The organism is Streptomyces sp. ACA25 (assembly GCF_028200735.1).
Classification (GTDB): Bacteria; Actinomycetota; Actinomycetes; order Streptomycetales; family Streptomycetaceae; genus Streptomyces.
Map to the genome: position 1 here is coordinate 151088 of NZ_JAQKPV010000002.1, position 16645 is coordinate 167732.

At 71.1% G+C, this 16645-nt stretch carries 13 protein-coding genes and 1 tRNA gene; 3 read left to right on the forward strand and 11 right to left on the reverse strand.

Annotated features, from left to right (window positions below; translation table 11 throughout):
- Positions 1-25: 25 nt before the first annotated feature.
- Positions 26-3862, reverse strand: a complete 3837-nt coding sequence (locus tag PJ985_RS04410) for an ABC transporter ATP-binding protein (protein ID WP_271682193.1) — start codon at positions 3860-3862, stop codon at positions 26-28.
- 66 nt (positions 3863-3928) lie between these two features.
- Complete coding sequence (locus PJ985_RS04415) at positions 3929-4957, reverse strand: P1 family peptidase (RefSeq protein WP_271682194.1); 1029 nt, start codon at positions 4955-4957, stop codon at positions 3929-3931.
- 197 nt (positions 4958-5154) lie between these two features.
- On the opposite strand from PJ985_RS04415, the gene map reads away from it, so the two are divergent.
- Entirely contained in the window at positions 5155-5922 is a 768-nt protein-coding gene (gene map, locus PJ985_RS04420; protein WP_271682195.1) for a type I methionyl aminopeptidase, read from the forward strand.
- Positions 5923-5982: 60 nt separating this feature from the next.
- Here map and PJ985_RS04425 read toward each other — a convergent pair whose 3' ends face one another.
- Both PJ985_RS04425 and speB read right to left on the reverse strand, forming a co-directional pair.
- Positions 5983-7254, reverse strand: a complete 1272-nt coding sequence (locus PJ985_RS04425) for an ABC transporter substrate-binding protein (protein WP_271682196.1) — start codon at positions 7252-7254, stop codon at positions 5983-5985.
- Positions 7255-7657: 403 nt separating this feature from the next.
- Positions 7658-8632 carry an agmatinase gene (gene speB / locus PJ985_RS04430; protein WP_271682197.1) on the reverse strand — a complete coding sequence of 325 codons (975 nt, stop codon included), beginning with the start codon at positions 8630-8632 and terminating at the stop codon, positions 7658-7660.
- Between the two features lie 114 nt (positions 8633-8746).
- Here speB and PJ985_RS04435 point away from each other — a divergent pair, with 114 nt between their 5' ends.
- Positions 8747-9538 (forward strand): phosphatase, encoded by a 792-nt coding sequence (locus PJ985_RS04435; RefSeq protein ID WP_271682198.1) that lies wholly within the window; start codon positions 8747-8749, stop codon positions 9536-9538.
- Between the two features lie 66 nt (positions 9539-9604).
- On the opposite strand, the gene tesB is transcribed toward PJ985_RS04435, so the two are convergent.
- From tesB to PJ985_RS04455, 4 genes are all read right to left on the reverse strand, one after another.
- Entirely contained in the window at positions 9605-10495 is an 891-nt protein-coding gene (tesB, locus tag PJ985_RS04440) for an acyl-CoA thioesterase II (protein ID WP_271682199.1), read from the reverse strand.
- 27 nt (positions 10496-10522) lie between these two features.
- Positions 10523-11680, reverse strand: coding sequence for an acyl-CoA dehydrogenase family protein (locus PJ985_RS04445; RefSeq protein WP_271682200.1), 1158 nt, complete (start codon positions 11678-11680; stop codon positions 10523-10525).
- Positions 11681-11787: 107 nt separating this feature from the next.
- Positions 11788-11861: transfer RNA gene (locus tag PJ985_RS04450), tRNA-Met, on the reverse strand.
- A gap of 54 nt (positions 11862-11915) precedes the next feature.
- Positions 11916-12341, reverse strand: coding sequence for a Fur family transcriptional regulator (locus PJ985_RS04455; protein ID WP_271682201.1), 426 nt, complete (start codon positions 12339-12341; stop codon positions 11916-11918).
- A 155-nt stretch (positions 12342-12496) separates the two neighbouring features.
- Between PJ985_RS04455 and PJ985_RS04460 the strand changes: the two genes are divergently transcribed.
- On the forward strand, positions 12497-13960 hold the full coding sequence (locus PJ985_RS04460) for a catalase (protein WP_271682202.1): 1464 nt from the start codon (positions 12497-12499) through the stop codon (positions 13958-13960).
- Between the two features lie 119 nt (positions 13961-14079).
- Here PJ985_RS04460 and PJ985_RS04465 read toward each other — a convergent pair whose 3' ends face one another.
- From PJ985_RS04465 to rsgA, 3 genes are all read right to left on the reverse strand, one after another.
- The gene (locus PJ985_RS04465) at positions 14080-14466 is read right to left on the reverse strand and encodes a CBS domain-containing protein (protein ID WP_271682203.1); all 387 of its coding nucleotides are present in this window, start codon (positions 14464-14466) and stop codon (positions 14080-14082) included.
- A gap of 237 nt (positions 14467-14703) precedes the next feature.
- A complete protein-coding gene (gene hisN, locus PJ985_RS04470; RefSeq protein WP_271682204.1) occupies positions 14704-15498 on the reverse strand; it encodes a histidinol-phosphatase in 795 nt (264 codons plus the stop codon).
- Positions 15499-15627: 129 nt separating this feature from the next.
- On the reverse strand, positions 15628-16632 hold the full coding sequence (gene rsgA / locus PJ985_RS04475) for a ribosome small subunit-dependent GTPase A (protein ID WP_271682205.1): 1005 nt from the start codon (positions 16630-16632) through the stop codon (positions 15628-15630).
- Positions 16633-16645 lie beyond the last annotated feature (13 nt).

Consider the following 16645-nt stretch of genomic DNA (forward strand, 5'->3'; position numbering starts at 1 on the left):
ACACCGACAGGCGGCCCGGCCCCGGTCAGCGGACGGGGGCGGGCTCGCCCGCGTAGGTCCGCCACAGCGCGGCGTACCGGCCGTTCCGGGCGAGCAGGTCCGCGTGCCGGCCGTCCTCGACGACCCGGCCGTGGTCCAGCACCACCACCCGGTCGGCGCGGGCCGCGGTGGTCAGCCGGTGGGCCACCACCAGCGTGGTGCGCCGCACGGCGAGGCGGTCCGTCGCCTGGTTGACCAGCGCCTCGGTGGCCAGGTCCAGGGCGGCGGTGGCCTCGTCCAGCAGCAGGATGTCGGGTTCGACGAGTTCCGCCCGGGCCAGGGCGATCAGCTGCCGCTGGCCCGAGGAGAGATTACGGCCGCGCTCGGCGACCTGGTGCAGGTAACCCTCGGAGAGGGTGGCGATCATGGCGTGCGCGCCGACCGCCCGGGCGGCCGCCTCCACCTCGGCGTCGGTGGCTTCCGGGCGGCCGTAGGCGATCGCGTCGCGGACCGTGCCCTCGAAGAGGTACGGCTCCTGCGGAACGACCCCCAGACGGTGCCGGTACCCGGCGAGGTCCAGCTCCCGCAGGTCGGTGCCGTCGACGCGGACCGTGCCCGACGTCGGGTCGTAGAACCGGGCCACGAGCTTGACCAGGGTGGACTTGCCGGCCCCGGTCTCCCCCACGAAGGCGACGGTCTGCCCGGCGGGAACGCGCAGGTCGATGCCGGACAGGGCCTCCTCCGAGGTCCCCTCCTCCGTGGTGTAGCGGAAGTGCACCTGGTCGAACTCGATCTCGCCACGGAGCTGCCCCACCGGTTGCGGCCGCTCGGGCAGCGGGGTGGTGGTGGGCTCGCGCAGCAGCTCCTGGATGCGGCGCAGCGCGACGACGGCCTGCTGGTAGCCGTCGAAGACCTGGGACAGCTGCTGCACGGGGGCGAAGAACAGCTCGATGTACAGGAGGTACGCCACCAGCGCACCGGCGGTGAGGGTCCCCGCGCCGACCCGCTGGGAACCGACGATCAGCACTCCGGCGGTGGCGAGGGTGGCGAGCAGTTGCACGAAGGGGAAGTACACCGAGATGAGGAGCTGTCCGCGGACCCGGGCCTGCCGGTAGCCGTCGGAGCGGGTCCAGAACCGCCGGTAGCTGTCCTCCTCGCGGCCGAAGGCCTGGATCATCCGCATCCCGGAGACGGACTCCTGCAGGTCGGCGTTGACACCGCTGACGCGTTCCCGGGCGAGCTCGTAGGCCTTCACGCTGGCCCGGCGGAAGAAGTAGGTGCCGATGATCAGCGGCAGCAGGGTGACCAGCACGATCAGCGCGAGTTCGGAGTCGAGGGTGAAGAGCACCCCGAGAATGCCGAAGAAGGTCATGACGGAGACGAGCGCCTGCACCAGCCCGGTCTGCAGGAAGGTGGTGAGAGAGTCCACGTCGGTCGTCATGCGGGTCATGACCCGGCCGGCCTGCTCGCGCTCGTAGTAGGCCAGGCCGAGCCGCTGGAGGTGCGAGAAGATCTTGATCCGCAGGGCGTACAGGGCGCGTTCGCCGGTGCGTCCGACGGCGCGGATGGCACCGTACTGGGTGATCCACTGGCCGAGGACAACGAGCAGTGCCAGGCCGGCCGCGAGCCAGACGGCGCCGAGCGCGGCCTGCTGGACGCCCTCGTCGATGCCGTGCCGGATGAGGATGGGCAGCAGCAGGGACGCCCCGGCGTCGGCGACGACCAGCAGCAGGGCCCCCAGCAGCGGCAGGCCCAGCCCCTGGAGCAGCCGGCGCAGCCCGTAGCTGCGCTCCCCCTCCAGGGCGCGGGCCTCGTCCACGTCGGGGGTCTCGTCGGCGGGCGGCAGGGCGGCGACCTGTGCGAGCAGCTCGGGGGTGGCGGTCGCCCCGGCCGTCGCGGCGCCGAAGCCGGCTCCGGCGGCGGGCTGCGGGGCGGGGACTCCGGCGGTGCCGAGGGCGGGGGCGGTCTCCTTGTCCCGGACCCAGAGCTCAGGAGTGACCCCCGCTCCGCTGTCTGTCCGGGCGTCCTCGGCGCCGGCCTCGGAGGCGTGGCCGGCGGGGTCGGTGGCGGGACGGGCGTGGCCGGCCGGGTCGTGGGCGACGCCGCCCAGCTCGCCCGGGTCGCTGAGCAGCTTGCGGTACAGCTCGCAGCGCTCGGTCAGCTCCTCGTGGGTTCCGGTGTCCACCAGCCGGCCGGCGTCCAGGATCGCGATCCGGTCGGCGAGCTGGAGAGTCGAGCGGCGGTGGGCGATGAGCAGGGTGGTGCGGCCGGCCATCACGCCGCGCAGCGCGTCATGGATCTCGTGCTCCACGCGGGCGTCGACGGCGGAGGTGGCGTCGTCGAGGATGAGCAGACGGGGGTCGGCGAGCACGGCGCGGGCCAGGGAGATGCGCTGGCGCTGGCCACCGGACAGGGTGAGGCCCTGCTCCCCGATGACGGTGTCGTAGCCGTCGGGCAGCTGGGAGATGAAGCCGTCCGCCTGGGCGGCGCGGGCCGCGGCGCGGATCTGGTCCTCGGTGGCCTCCGGGTTGCCGTAGGCGAGGTTGGCGCGCAGCGTGTCGGAGAAGAGGAAGCTGTCCTCGGGCACGAGACCGATCGCGGACCGCAGCGAGCGGTGGGTGAGCTCCCGCACGTCGTGGCCGCCGACCCGGACGGTTCCGCTGTCGGGGTCGTAGAAGCGGGGCAGCAGCAGAGAGACGGTGGACTTGCCACTGCCGGAGGTGCCGATGACGGCGAGCGTCTCACCCTGGTGGATGCGCAGTGACAGCCCGTCGAGGACGGGGTGGTCCCCGTAGCCGAAGGTGACGTCCTCGAACTCGACGGTGGCGGGGGCATCAGCCGGCAGCGCGCGGGCGTCGGGGCTCTCCCTGATCCCGGGTTCGGTGTCGATGAGCTCCAGGACCCGCTCCACACCGGCCCGGGCCTGCTGGCCCATGGTGAGGATGACGGTGAGCATCCGCACCGGGCCGACGAGCATGGCGAGGTAGGTGGAGAAGGCGACGAAGGTACCGAGGGTGATCTCGCCACGGGTGGCCATCCAGCCGCCGAAGGCGAGCATCGCCACCTGTCCGAGGGACGGCACGACCTGCAGCGCGGGGGTGTAGACGGAGTTCAGCCGGACCGTGCGCATCCGGGCCGCGAACAGCCGGCGGCCGGCGGCGCGCAGCTTGCCGGTCTCCTGTTCCTCCTGGCCGAAGCCCTTGACGACCCGCACGCCGGTGACCGCCCCGTCCACGACTCCCGCGACGGCGCCGGCCTGGCCCTGGGCGTACCAGGTGGCGGGGAAGAGCCGGAGGCGGCTGCGCCGGGCGATGAACCACAGGGCGGGCGCCACCGCCATCGCGACCAGGGTCAGCAGCGGCGAGAGCGCCAGCATGACGACCAGTGAGACGGCGAACAGCATGAGGTTGCCGATGGTCATCGGCAACATGAAGAGCAGGCCCTGGATGAGCTGGAGGTCGCTGGTGGCGCGGCCGACGACCTGACCGGTGCTCAGCTGGTCCTGACGGCGTCCGTCGAGACCGGTCAGGGTGCGGAACATGCCGGTGCGCAGATCGTGCTGCACGTCGAGGCCGAGCCGTCCGCCGTAGAAGCGGCGCACGAAGGTCAGGCCGTAGACGACGACGGCCGCGGTGAGCAGGAGCACGATCCACTGGCCCAGGCCGTCGCCCCCGCCGACGACGATGTCGTCGATGATCACCTTGATGATCAGCGGCATGAGGGCCATCACGGCCATGCCCGCGAGCGAGGATCCCAGCGCGAGCAGGACCGTGCGCCGGTACCGCCAGCAGTAGCCGCTCAGCCGCCGGACCCAGCCGGGCCGGCGTTCGGCATCCACCGGATCACTCACCGTCACTTGCCGGCCTCCCACCGTGAGGGTCATCCCGATCACTCCACCGGGGACTCAACGCCGGTGAGCGGGATTTTCATTCCGCCCGGTCCGGCTGCGTCAGCCGTGGTCCGGCCGGTGCAGCGGAAGCCGGGAGACGGGCAGCGCGTGCACAGTGCGGCCGTGCACGCCGGTGGTCGTGGTGGCGGCGAACAGTGCGTTGAGCACCGATTCCTCGACCGTGTCGAGGACGGCCTCGAACAGCGGGTCCAGAGCGGCGTCGGGAACGGGCCGGGGGCCGGGGCGGACGGAGAACGCCAGCCCGTAGTCGCCGCTCCCGTGTCCGTAGGCGGCACCCACCCGGGCCAGCCCGAACACGGCACGGCGGGCGAGCCGGGTGAGCTGTCTGGCGTCCAGCGGCGCGTCGGTGGCGACGACGATCACGCAGGAGCCGGCCTCCGCCTGCCGAGGCTGCGGATCCGGCGGGACCCCCAGCGACGCAGGGGTGACCGTGGTGCCGAGCAGCCGCAGGGTGCCGCCGAAGTTCGCCTGCACCAGCGCTCCGGCGGTCACCGGCGTGCCGGCCACCTCGAGGACCCGGGAGGCGGTGCCGATGCCGCCTTTGAAGCCCAGGGCTCCCAGCCCCGTCCCTCCGCCGGCGCAGCCCTCCTCCACCGGCCCGCCACGGGCGCCGTCGAGCGCGGCCAGCACGTGCTCCTCCCGGACCGGCCGGCTCCGGATGTCCGACAGCAGGCCGTCGTTGCACTCGCCGACGACGGGGTTGACGCTCTGCACCTCCTCGCAGCCGGGCCGGGACAGCGTCCAGGTCACCAGGGCGTCCGCGGCCCGGAACGCCGACAGGGTGGAGGTGAGGACGACCGGGGTCTCGATCACGCCCAGCTCGGCGAGCTGCGTCGTCCCGACGAGCTTGCCGAAGCCGTTCCCGGTGAACACTCCCGCGGGCAGCGCGGCGCCGGGAGCCACGTTTCCGGGGACGACGGCCGTCACCCCGCTGTGCACCGCCGGCGGACGACGGAGGGTGGTGTGCCCGACCCGTACCTCCGGCACGTCCGTGAGGGCGTTGTGTGTCCCCGGGGAGAAGCCGCCGATGACGATTCCCGCGTCCCGGGCCCGCTGACGCACCTTCATTTCTCCTCCTGTCGGTTTCTGCCGGGTACCGGCACGGTGTCCGCCGCGGCGGGCCGGGCACCCCTGCCGGAGCGCCGTCCGAGCGCCCTCTCACCACCGCACACAGAGCTGACGGTGTTTACGCCAGTCCTCACCGAGCAAGGCACAGGCACACACCTTTACCGGAATGAGACATTGTTCGAGCGAGAGGCACGGCCATGACGGAGCGGAACACGGACGAAGCGCTCAACGCACTTCACGAGACGGGCCGGATCGTCGCCGAAGCACTGGCCGCGGTGCGGCGCGAGGCAGAGGTGGGGGTGCCCCTCCACGAACTGGACGACGTGGCGCGGAAGATCCTCACCGAAGCGGGGGCCGAGTCGGCGCTGCTGGGCAACTCCCTCACCGCGAGAGGGCTGCCGTACCCCGCGACCCTCAGCACCTCGGTCAACGACGCCATCGTGTACGGCATCCCCGACGACTACCGGCTCGCCGAGGGAGACCTGCTGAGCGTCGACTGCGGCGCGATACTCGACGGCTGGGCGGCGGCCTCCGCCTTCAGCATGATCGTCGGCGTCCCCGGTCTGGAGGATCAGAAGCTGCTGGAGGTCACCCGGACCGCCCTGGAGGAAGGCATCTCGGCAGCCGCCCCCGGAGGACGCCTCGGTGACATCTCGCACGCCATCGCGGAGACCGGCCGTTCCTCCGGGTACGCGATTCCGGAGGGAATCGGCGGGCACGCGACCGGCCGCGCGCTGCGCGACGGACCACCCGTGCCCAACAACGGCCTGCCCGGCAGCGGCCCGGATCTGACACCCGGCATGGTCTTCGTCATCTCGCCGGTGTTCCTGGCCGGCGGACAGGGCACCCATGTCAGCACGGAGAACGCCTGGACCAGGCGTTCGGAGGACGGCAGCAGGTCCGCGCACTTCTCCCACACCGTGGCCGTCACCGAGGACGGCCCCCGGGTGCTGACCGCGCCCTGAGCTCCCGGCCCTTCCCGGCCGCCGCTCGCTCCCGGGTGAGCGCGCCGGCCGGGCGGGCCGCTACTGCTCGCTCTGCAGGGTGTCGGCCCTGGCCTGGAGAGCGCGGAGCACGGCTTCGGGATCGCCGTCCGGGGCGACCGCGGCCGCGAGCTGTGTCCTGATCTCGGAGCGGACCTCCAGCCAGCTGTGACGGCTCATCGGCTGGAGGCGGGCGATGGGCATCTGCTCGATGAAGGGCCACAGCGCGCGGTAGTCCTCCGTTTCCAGCAGCGACTCACCGCCGGAGACGGTGGACGGGATGGACCCGTAGTCGCCGGTGCCGCTGGCGACGTTCTCCTTGCGGTAGAGGAAGTCCAGGAATGTCCCCATCTGCTTCGCGTTCCCCGAGCCACGGAAGCCGAGCAGCCAGTCGGAGTGGCCCGTCGGGGCGGCCGGGCCGCCCTCCAGGGACGGGAAGGGCGCGTGCTTGGCCGGCGTCCCGGCCGCGGCGATGGCGCCGAGCAGCGAGGGGTGGGCGAGCAGCATCCCGACCTCTCCGGTCAGGAAGCCGCGGTAGGCGGCCCCGCGGCCCAGGGCCGGGTCCGGGCCCACCAGGTCCGCGCCGACCAGATTGTCCTTGAGCCAGGTGATCGCCTCGATGTTCTCCGGCCGGTCGAGGACGTAGGCGTCCGTGATGTTGGTGTAGCTGCCGCCCGCGCCGAGGATCCAGGCCATGGCCTCCTCGTGGATGCTGTCCGCCCCGAACTGCAGGGCGTACGGGGTGGCGACCCCGGCGTCGCTCAGCGCCTGGGCGGCCGTCTGCAGCTCGTCCCAGGAGTCCGGCGGCCCGTCGATGCCGGCCTGCTCGAACAACGCGTCGTTGTAGAAGAGCTGCGGGGTGCTGCTGATGAACGGCATGCCGTACTGCTTGTAGACCACCTCGCCGGCCGAGGCCAGGGTGGGAACGAAGTCGGAGATCACCGGCATGGACAGCATGTCGCCGGCCGGGTGGAGGGCGTCTTCCGCGACGTACTCCGCGTAGGAGCCGGCCTGGGCTATGTCCGGCGGGTTGCCTGCCTCGTACCGCTGGGCGAGCGTGACATCGAGCTCCTCCCACGGGACCAGCTCGACCTCGACCTCGATGCCCGGGTTCTCCTCGGTGAACCGGGCGGTGAGGTCGTCCCAGTACTCCGAGATGGGGATGGCGGTGCGTTCCCCGTAGTCGGCGGCGAGAACCGAGACGGTGGAGCCGCTGTCTCCCGGGCCGCTGGAGCACCCGGCCAGGGTCAGTGAGAGCACGGTGGCACCCGCAACGGCGGTCTTCCAGGCACGTCCATGGGCACGAATACTCATCGCTGCGCGATCCCTTCCGCATCAGTGCCGCCGATCGGTGACGGCCGCGCCTACCGGTGGCAGGTTTGGAACCTACCACCATGAGTGACCGCTTGCTTAGCCTGTACGGGGGGATTTCTTTGTTACAGCTGCACAACGCTCCGGGCACTCGCGGCGGCCCGGCGCCGGGGAGCGGGCAGCGGCGACAGCCGGGACCGGCCTTCCGCCCGCGACGGGGCGTGCGCGGCGGACAAGCCCGCTCAGGGTGCTTGCAATAGCTAATTCATTGCGGGAGCCCTTACTTGGGACGGCACGCAGCCCGTGGCGGCATCGCCGTGCGGTGGCGGGCCGCCGCCGCACGGCGATCCCTCGCCGGCCCGGGCGGGGCCGGAACGGAGCCTCCGGCCCCGCCCGGCGGCGACAGTCAGCCGTCCGCGCGGACACCGGCGATCTGCCGGGCCATGAGGGTGGTGAGCTCGTAGGCGGTGTGGGAGGCGGCGACCGAGGTGATCTCGGCGTGGTCGTAGGCCGGGGCCACCTCCACCAGATCGGCGGAGACCAGGTGGCAGCCGGCCAGACCGCGGAGAATCTCCAGCAGTTCCCGGGAGGTCAGCCCGCCCGCCTCCGGCGTTCCGGTGCCCGGCGCGTGCGCCGGGTCCAGGACGTCGATGTCGACGGAGATGTACAGCGGCCGGTCCCCGATGCGCTCCCGCAGCTGCTGGGCGACCTCGTCCACCCCGCGGCGCATCACATCGGCGGAGGTCACGATGCCGAAGCCCATCTTCTCGTCGTCGTCGAGGTCCTTACGGCCGTAGAGCGGTCCGCGGATGCCGACGTGGGAGAGCGCCGAGGTGTCGAGGATGCCCTCCTCCACCGCCCGGCGGAACGGGGTGCCGTGGGTGTACTCGGCGCCGAAGTAGGTGTCCCAGGTGTCCAGGTGCGCGTCGAAGTGCAGCAGCGCGACCGGGCCGTGCTTCCGGGCGACCGACCGCAGCAGCGGCAGGGCAATGGTGTGGTCGCCACCGAGGGTCATCAGCCGGGAACCGGAGTCCAGGAGCTCGTCGGCGGCGGCCTGCACGGTCTCCACGGCCTCGTCGATGCTGAACGGGTTGGCAGCGATGTCCCCGGCGTCTGCCACCTGGGCCAGCGCGAAGGGGGAGGCGTCCTGTGCGGGGTTGTACGGGCGGAGCAGCCGGGACGCCTCGCGGATGGCGTTGCCGCCGAACCGGGCACCGGGCCGGTAGGAGACCCCGGTGTCGAAGGGGACACCGACGACGGCGACGTCCGCGGTGCCGCCCACCTCGTCCAGCCGGGGCAGCCGGGCAAAGGTCGCCGGACCTGCGTACCGGGGGATGCGGGAGGAATCGACAGGGCCTCGGGGCGGTTCTGTACTGCGCATGCGTTCGAGAGTAGTGGCGGCCCCGGGTGCGCGCGGGTGGACGTTTCGCACGGTGGGGCGTCACGGTTTGGACACTCCGTACGAGCGCTCCTCGATACGGGTCACAATGTCCGTATGCCGACGCTGACTGCCGTGCCCTCCCGCTCCGAGCTTCTCGAGCACCTGCTCCGCAGCCGGATCGCCGGCCGGGTCGCCACACCTCGGGAGAACAACCTCTCGCACTACCGTGAGCTGGCGAACGGCAACCGGCACTTCTGGCTCGGCCTGGAGCTGGGGGACCGCTGGACGGACGAGCAGGACGTCCTCGCGGTCATGGCGGAGCGCTGCGGGGTGGACGAGGACCCGGAGCACCGCCAGGGACAGGACACCATCGACCCCGTGCTCACCCTCGCGGCGCTCGACCGGACGGCCGCCCTGCTCCGCAAGGCGGCGGCGGACCGGCGGCCGGTGCTGACCGCCACCGGGCACCCGGGCGGCCTGCTCGATGTGCACGCCCAGGTGGCCGCCGCACTGCGGGCGGCCGGCTGCGAGCTGGTCCGGGTGCCGCTCGGCCTGACGGCCGACGGCGGCGTGGTGACGCAGGTGGCCGGGGTGGCGGTGCACGAGCGCGGCGCGACGCTGTGGCACACCCACTCCCCCGCGCCGATGGCCGAGATCCTGCGCGCGCTGCCGCGGGAGGGTCAGGAGCTGCCCGGCCTGGTGATCGCGGACCACGGCTGGGCGGGCTGCGCGGCGCAGGCCGGTATCGAGGCGGTGGGTTTCGCCGACAGCAACGACCCGGCACTCTTCCTCGGCGAGGCGGAAGGCACCCTGAGCGTCTGCGTGCCGCTGGACGACCACGTGGTCAACCCGCGCTCCTACGAGCCGATGACGGCCTACCTGCTGGACGCGGCGGGCCTGGCCTGAACCGTGTACCGCCGGAGCACCTCCGCGCGACCGGGAGGACGCCCGGCCGGAACCGGGCCCACTCGGTCAGCTCAGGGCCCGCGGGACGCGCACCACGCCCTCCTGGATGACGGAGACCGCGAGCTTTCCGTCCTGGGTGAAGATCCGGCCCCGGGCCAGGCCCCGGCCGCTCTGGGAGGTGGGTGAGTCCGTGTCGTAGAGCAGCCACTCGTCGGCGCGGAACGGGCGGTGGAACCACATCGCGTGGTCCAGGCTCGCCCCGACCACGTCCCCGACCGTCCAGCCGCCGCGCCCGTGCGCCAGGAGCACCGAGTCCAGCAGTGTCATGTCGGACACGTAGGTGGCCAGGCACATGTGCAGCATCGGGCTGTCGTGGACGCCCTCCAGCTTCCCGTTGGTGCGGAACCACACCTGGGAGACCGGATCGCGCGGGGCACCGGCGGTGGCGAACGGCGGCTCCGCCACGTACCGCAGGTCGACCGCCCGCCGGGCCTCCAGCATGAGCTCGACCACGCTCTCGTGCAGGAAGTGACCGGCGTACTTCGGCAGCATCTCGTCAGCGGTGAGCAGCGTCTCCGGGGCCGGGGCGGCCGGCATCGGCTCCTGGTGCTCGAGCCCTTCCTCGTGGACCTGGAAGGAGGCCGAGAGGTGAAAGATCGGCTGGCCGTGCTGGATCGCGACGACCCGCCGGGTGGTGAAGGACCGGCCGTCACGGATCCGGTCCACGTCGTACACGATCGGGGCCCCGGGATCCCCGCCGCGCAGGAAGTACGAGTGCAGGCTGTGCGGCAGCCGGTCCTCGTCGACGGTGCGGCAGGCGGCCACCAGTGCTTGCGCGGCCACCTGCCCTCCGAAGACCCGGGGGATCACGGAGGCGTGACTCTTCCCCCGGAAGATGTCCTGCTCGATCCGCTCCAGGTCGAGCACTTCGAGCAGGTACTGCAAGGTCTTGTTCATAGAACCAGTTCTACCTGACGGCCGGGGTCAGAGTCCCATTGCCTTGGCGATGATGGACCGCATGACCTCGCTGGTTCCCCCGTAGATCCGCGTCACGCGGGTGTCCGCGTACAGCCGGGAGATCGGGTACTCCCGCATGTAACCGTAACCACCGTGCAGTTGCAGACACTTGTCGATGACCTGGGCGGCCCGCTCGGTGGTGAACAGCTTGGTGGACGCCGCGTCCGCCGCGGTGAGCTCACCGGCGTCCAGTGCCTCGAGCGCCCGGTCCACGACGGCCTGCATGGCGTCCACGTCCGCCCGGCAGTCGGCGAGGACGAACTTGGTGTTCTGGAAGGAGGCGACCTCCCGGCCGAAGACCGTGCGCTCCTTGACGTAGGCCTGGGCGAAGCCGATGGCCGCGGAAGCCTGCGCGTAGGCGGCGAAGGCGATGCCGAGCCGCTCCTGCGGCAGGTTGTGCGTGAGGTAGCCGAACGCCTTGCCCTCCTCACCGAGGCGGTCCTCCACCGGAACCTTCACGTCGGTGAAGGAGAGCTCGGCGGTGTCGGAGGAGAGCAGCCCGAGTTTCTGGAGCTTGCGGCCGACCGCGTAGCCCTCGCTCGTGGTGTCCACGGCCAGCAGGGTGATTCCGGCCCGCCGGTCCTCCGGCCCGGCCGGTGCGGTACGGGCGCACACCAGCACCCGGTCGGCCTGCACGCCACCGGTGATGAAGGTCTTCGCGCCGTTGAGTACGTAGTGGGTGCCGTCCGCCGAGAGCTTCGCCGTGGTCTGCATGCCGGCCAGGTCGGATCCGGTACCGGGCTCGGTCATGGCGATGGCGGTCATCATGTCGCCGGAGACGAAGGGCGGAAGCCAGCGCTGCTTCTGCTCCTCGGTGGCGTATTCGAGCAGGTAGGGCAGGCACAGTGCGGTGTGCACCCCGGAGCCGCCGAAGCTCACTCCGGCCCGTGCGCACTCCTCGGTGATCACGGCCTGGAACTTGAAGCTGTTCTCCCCCGCGCCGCCGTACTCCTCCGGCACCTCGATCCCGAAGACACCCAGCTCGCCGAGCTTCTTGTAGAAGTCACGCGGAGCGTGTCCCTGCTCCTCCCATGAGGGATAGACCGGCACGACCTCGGCAGCGATGAAATCGCGCATGGTCTGCCGAAACGCCTCATGGTCCTCGTTGAACACCGTACGGCGCACTGGGTACCTCCCTGACTGTCTAAGCGCTTGCTCAGCGGAGGCTACTCGGTGGCCGGGCACAGCACAAGGGCCCGGATCTTCGAGAAGATCCGGGCCCTTGTCTTCAGTAGCGGGGACAGGATTTGAACCTGCGACCTCTGGGTTATGAGCCCAGCGAGCTACCGAGCTGCTCCACCCCGCGTCGTTGTGCCTTCACTCTAGCCCCGCGACGTGGGCCGATGCAAATCGCGACCGCTCAGCCGACGCCGGCACCCGCACAGGCAGGACAGCGGCCGTAGTAGGTGACGGACACCTCCGAGACGCTGAAGCCGAAGCGCTCCCCCTCCGGAAGCGCCCCCATCGGGTCACCGGACAGGTGAACATCCCGGATCACCCCGCACCCCGAACACACCAGATGCTGATGCGGCTGGTGCGCGTTCGGGTCGTACCGCTTGGCCCGGCCGTCCGTGGTGACCTCGACCACCTCGCCGATCGAGACCAGCTCACCGAGCGTGTTGTAGACAGAGGCACGGGAGATCTCCGGCAGTCGCTCGACCGCCCGGGCGTGCACCTCGTCAGCGGTGAAGTGAACATGCTCCCCCTCCAGCACCTCGGCGATGACCCTCCGCTGCGCGGTGAGCCGCCAGCCGCGGTCACGGAGTCGTTGTAGCAAGTCACTCATGCTTCCACCCTAACGCGAGCCGTTACAGGACTCGAAGAGGTACGACTTCGGGCTACGTCTTGACTTGGACAAAGTCCAATATAGGATCGGGTACGGCAAAGGCCAAGAGCCCGCGCACACTCATCATCCGAAGACCTGAAGGGCGTGACAGGTAGATGACCGACCAGACCGTAACGGGACCGCTCACCACCGAGGCCGGAGCACCGGTCGCGGACAACCAGAACAGCCAGAGCGCCGGTGCGGGCGGCCCCGTACTGGTCCAGGACCAGCTCCTGCTGGAGAAGCTGGCGCACTTCAACCGGGAGCGGATTCCGGAGCGCATCGTGCACGCCCGTGGCGCGGGTGCCTACGGCACCTTCACCGTGACCGCCGATGTCTCCCGGTACACCCGTGCCGCGTTCCTCTCCGAGGTCGGCAAGCAGACCGAGGTCTTCACGCGCTTCTCCACCGTGGCGGGGAACCTGGGCGCGGCGGACGCGGTGCGTGACCCGCGCGGCTTCGCGGTCAAGTTCTACACCGAGGAAGGCAACTACGACCTCGTCGGGAACAACACCCCGGTGTTCTTCATCAAGGACGCCATCAAGTTCCCCGACTTCATCCACACGCAGAAGCGCGACCCGTACACGGGCTCTCAGGAGGCGGACAACGTCTGGGACTTCTGGGGCCTCTCGCCGGAGTCCACCCACCAGGTGACCTGGCTGTTCGGTGACCGTGGCATCCCCGCCTCCTACCGGCACATGCACGGCTTCGGCTCGCACACCTTCCAGTGGAGCAACGAGGCCGGCGAGGTCTTCTGGGTCAAGTACCACTTCAAGACCGACCAGGGCATCAAGTCCCTGCTCCAGGACGAGGCCGACGTGCTCGCCGGCAAGGACCCGGACAGCCACCAGCGCGACCTGCGCGAGTCCATCGAGCGCGGCGACTTCCCCTCCTGGACCGTGTACGTCCAGGTCATGCCGGCGGACGAGGCGCCCACCTACCGCTTCAACCCGTTCGACCTGACCAAGGTCTGGCCGCACGCGGACTACCCGCTCATGGAGATCGGGAAGATGGAGCTCAACCGCAACCCGGAGAACATCTTCGCCGAGGTCGAGCAGTCCATCTTCTCCCCGCACCACTTCGTGCCGGGCATCGGGCCGTCCCCCGACAAGATGCTGCAGGGGCGTCTCTTCGCCTACGGCGACGCGCACCGCTACCGGGTGGGCATCAACGCCGACCATCTCCCGGTCAACCGCCCGCACGCCACCGAGGCCCGTTCGCACGGCCGTGACGGCGCGCTCTACGACGGCCGGCACGGCCGGACGAAGAACTACGAGCCGAACAGCTTCGGCGGCCCGGTCCAGACGGACCGCCCGCTGTGGGAGCCGGTCGACACCACCGGCGCGACCGTCGAGGCCACGGCCCCCGCGCACGCGGAGGACAACGACTTCGTCCAGGCCGGCAACCTCTACCGGCTGATGTCCGCGGACGAGCAGCAGCGGCTGATCGACAACCTCGCGGGCTTCATCTCCCAGGTCTCGCGCGACGACATCGCCGAGCGGGCCATCGCCAACTTCCGCAAGGCGGACGAGGACTACGGCAAGCGGCTGGAGGCCGCGGTCCAGGCCCTCCGCGCCTGAGGCCGCTTGCCGTCCCACTCCGGAGCGGCCGGACGCCCAAGGCTCCGGCCGCTCCGGACCTGCCCGGCTCCGGTACCCGGTGTGGCACGTCGGTGCACGCTCACGCGTGTCCCCGCGTGTCACCGCACACTGAGTACCGGAGCCCAGCAGCTGATGATGTCCCGTACCGAGACGATGCCGACGGGCTCCCGGTCGTCCAGCACGATGAGGTGCCGGAAACCGCCCTGGGTCATCGCGGTGGCGGCGTCGACCAGGGTCCAGGCCGGTGCCGCGAACACCACGTCGGTGGTGGTGTGCGCGCCGGCCCGCTCCCGGTCCGGGTCCTCTCCCGCTCCCACCGAGCGCAGCACGTCCCGTTCGGTGAGGATGCCGATTCCGCAGGTGTCGCCGTCGAGCACGACCGCCGCGCCCACTTTCCGCTCGGACATCAGCGCGGCCGCCTGTCTCAGGGTGTGATCCGGGCCAATGGTGAGGACAACGGTACTCATGGCGTCGCGTACGAGCATGGAGTGAGCCACCTCCTGGGTGAGGCCGCCCCGGCCGCTTTCGGGGCCAGTGAAGGCTTTCACAAAGTCACAAGCGCAGACATGCTCAGCATCACATAAGGTCACGCGCCCAACAAGGGGTGCGACGTTGCGTATGCGGGCGGTTGTCGTGCCGCGAGGTCGCCCGGGCCGCCCGCCGCCCCGGCGCACGGGGCGTGAACCGGCGACCGGGCCCTGGCGGCCACCGGGGGACCGCGCTCAGTCGCCCAGGTAGGCCAGCAGATCACCGTGCAGGAGCCCGTTGGAGGCCGCGGCGTTCCCGCCGTGCACCCCGTCCACCCCGTCCAGGCCGGTGAAGCGGCCCCCCGCCTCCGTCACCACGATCGCGGGGGCCGCCATGTCCCACATGGACAGCTCCGGCTCGGCACAGAGATCGACCGAACCCTCGGCGACCATCATGTAAGTCCAGAAGTCCCCGTAGGCCCGGGTGCGCCAGCAGTCCCGGGACAGCTCCAGAAAGCCGTCGAGCTTGCCCCGCTCCTCCCAGCCGGTCAGCGAGGAGTACGCGAACGAAGCGTGCTCCAGACCCTTCACCCGTGAGACATGCATCCGGGAGGCCGAGGTCAGGCTGCGACCGGTGAACGCCCCCCGGTCCAGCGCGGCCCACCAGCGGCGTTGCAGCGCCGGTGCGGACACCACCCCGACCACCGGCCGGTCGCCGTTCTCGTCCTCCTCCATCAGCGCGATCAGGGTCGCCCAGACCGGCACTCCGCGCACATAATTCTTGGTACCGTCGATCGGGTCGATGATCCAGCGTCGCGTTCCGTGCCCCTCGCTGCCGTACTCCTCACCCAGCACCGCGTCGCGCGGCCGGGCCCGGCGGAGGGCGGAACGGATCAGCTCCTCGGCACCCCGGTCCGCCTCGGTGACCGGAGTCATGTCCGGCTTTGTCTCCACTTCGAGGTCGAGAGCCTTGAACCGCTCCATCGTCGTGGCGTCGGCGGCGTCGGCCAGCACGTGGGCGAGGCGCAGATCATCGTGGTAGTCGGGCATGCCCGAAACAGTATCCGGCCGGGCTCGGAAGGGGCACACCGGCGGGGCCGCACCCGCGCGCCGGGCGACACAACGATCCGCCGGGTGGAGTACCCTGGCGCCCCGTCTCCCGCTGGCCCCGCCGGTGCCTCACTCCCCCTCGCGGCGCTCCCGGGTGGCCAGCAGCCGGCGCAGTGAGTCGAGCCTGGCCGGCTCTGCATGGCCCCCGGCCACCCAGGCGTCCAGCGCGCAGTCCGGCTCGGTGTGACTGCACGAGCGGGGACACTCGGCGGTACCGGGCTGCAGATCGGGAAAGGCATTGATCACCCGGGACGGGTCCACGTGATGCAGCCCGAAGGACCGCACCCCCGGGGTGTCGATCGCCCACCCCCGCGTGCCGGGCAACGGCAGCGCGAGGACGGATGTCGTGGTGTGCCGCCCCCGCCCGGTGACCGCGTTGACCACCCCGGTGGCCCGCTGCCGCTCCGGAACCAGCGCGTTGACCAGCGTGGTCTTACCGACACCGCTGTGGCCGAAGAACACCGTGACCCGGTCGTACAGCAGTTCCCGGACCCGCTCCGCACCTCCGGCAGCGAGCTCATCGGCGCTGGTCACCACGTACCGGATGCCGAGCGGCCGGTAGGCGTCCAGCAGGTCGTCCGGTGCGGCGAGGTCGGACTTGGTCAGGATGAGCAGCGGGTCGAGCCCGGCGTCGTAGGCCCCGACCAGGCAGCGGTCGATCATCCGGGGACGCGGCTCGGGGTCGGCGAGCGCCGTGACGATCGCCAGCTGGTCGGCGTTGGCGACGACGACCCGCTCGTAGGGGTCATCGTCATCGGCTGTCCGGCGCAGCACCGAGGTGCGCTTCTCCACCCGCACGATGCGGGCCAGAGTGTCCTTCTTGCCCGTCAGGTCACCGACCACCGCGACCCGGTCGCCGACCACCACTCCCTTACGGCCCAGCTCGCGGGCCTTCATCGCGGTCACCGACCGGTCACCGACCAGGCAGGTGTAGCGGCCACGATCCACCGTCAGGACGAAGCCCTCGGCGGCGTCCTCGTGCTTGGGACGGATCCGGGTCCGCGGCCTGCTCCCATGGGTGCCGGGACGGAACCGGATGTCGTCCTCGTCGGTGTTCTTGCCGTAACGGCGCATGCTCCCGGCCGCG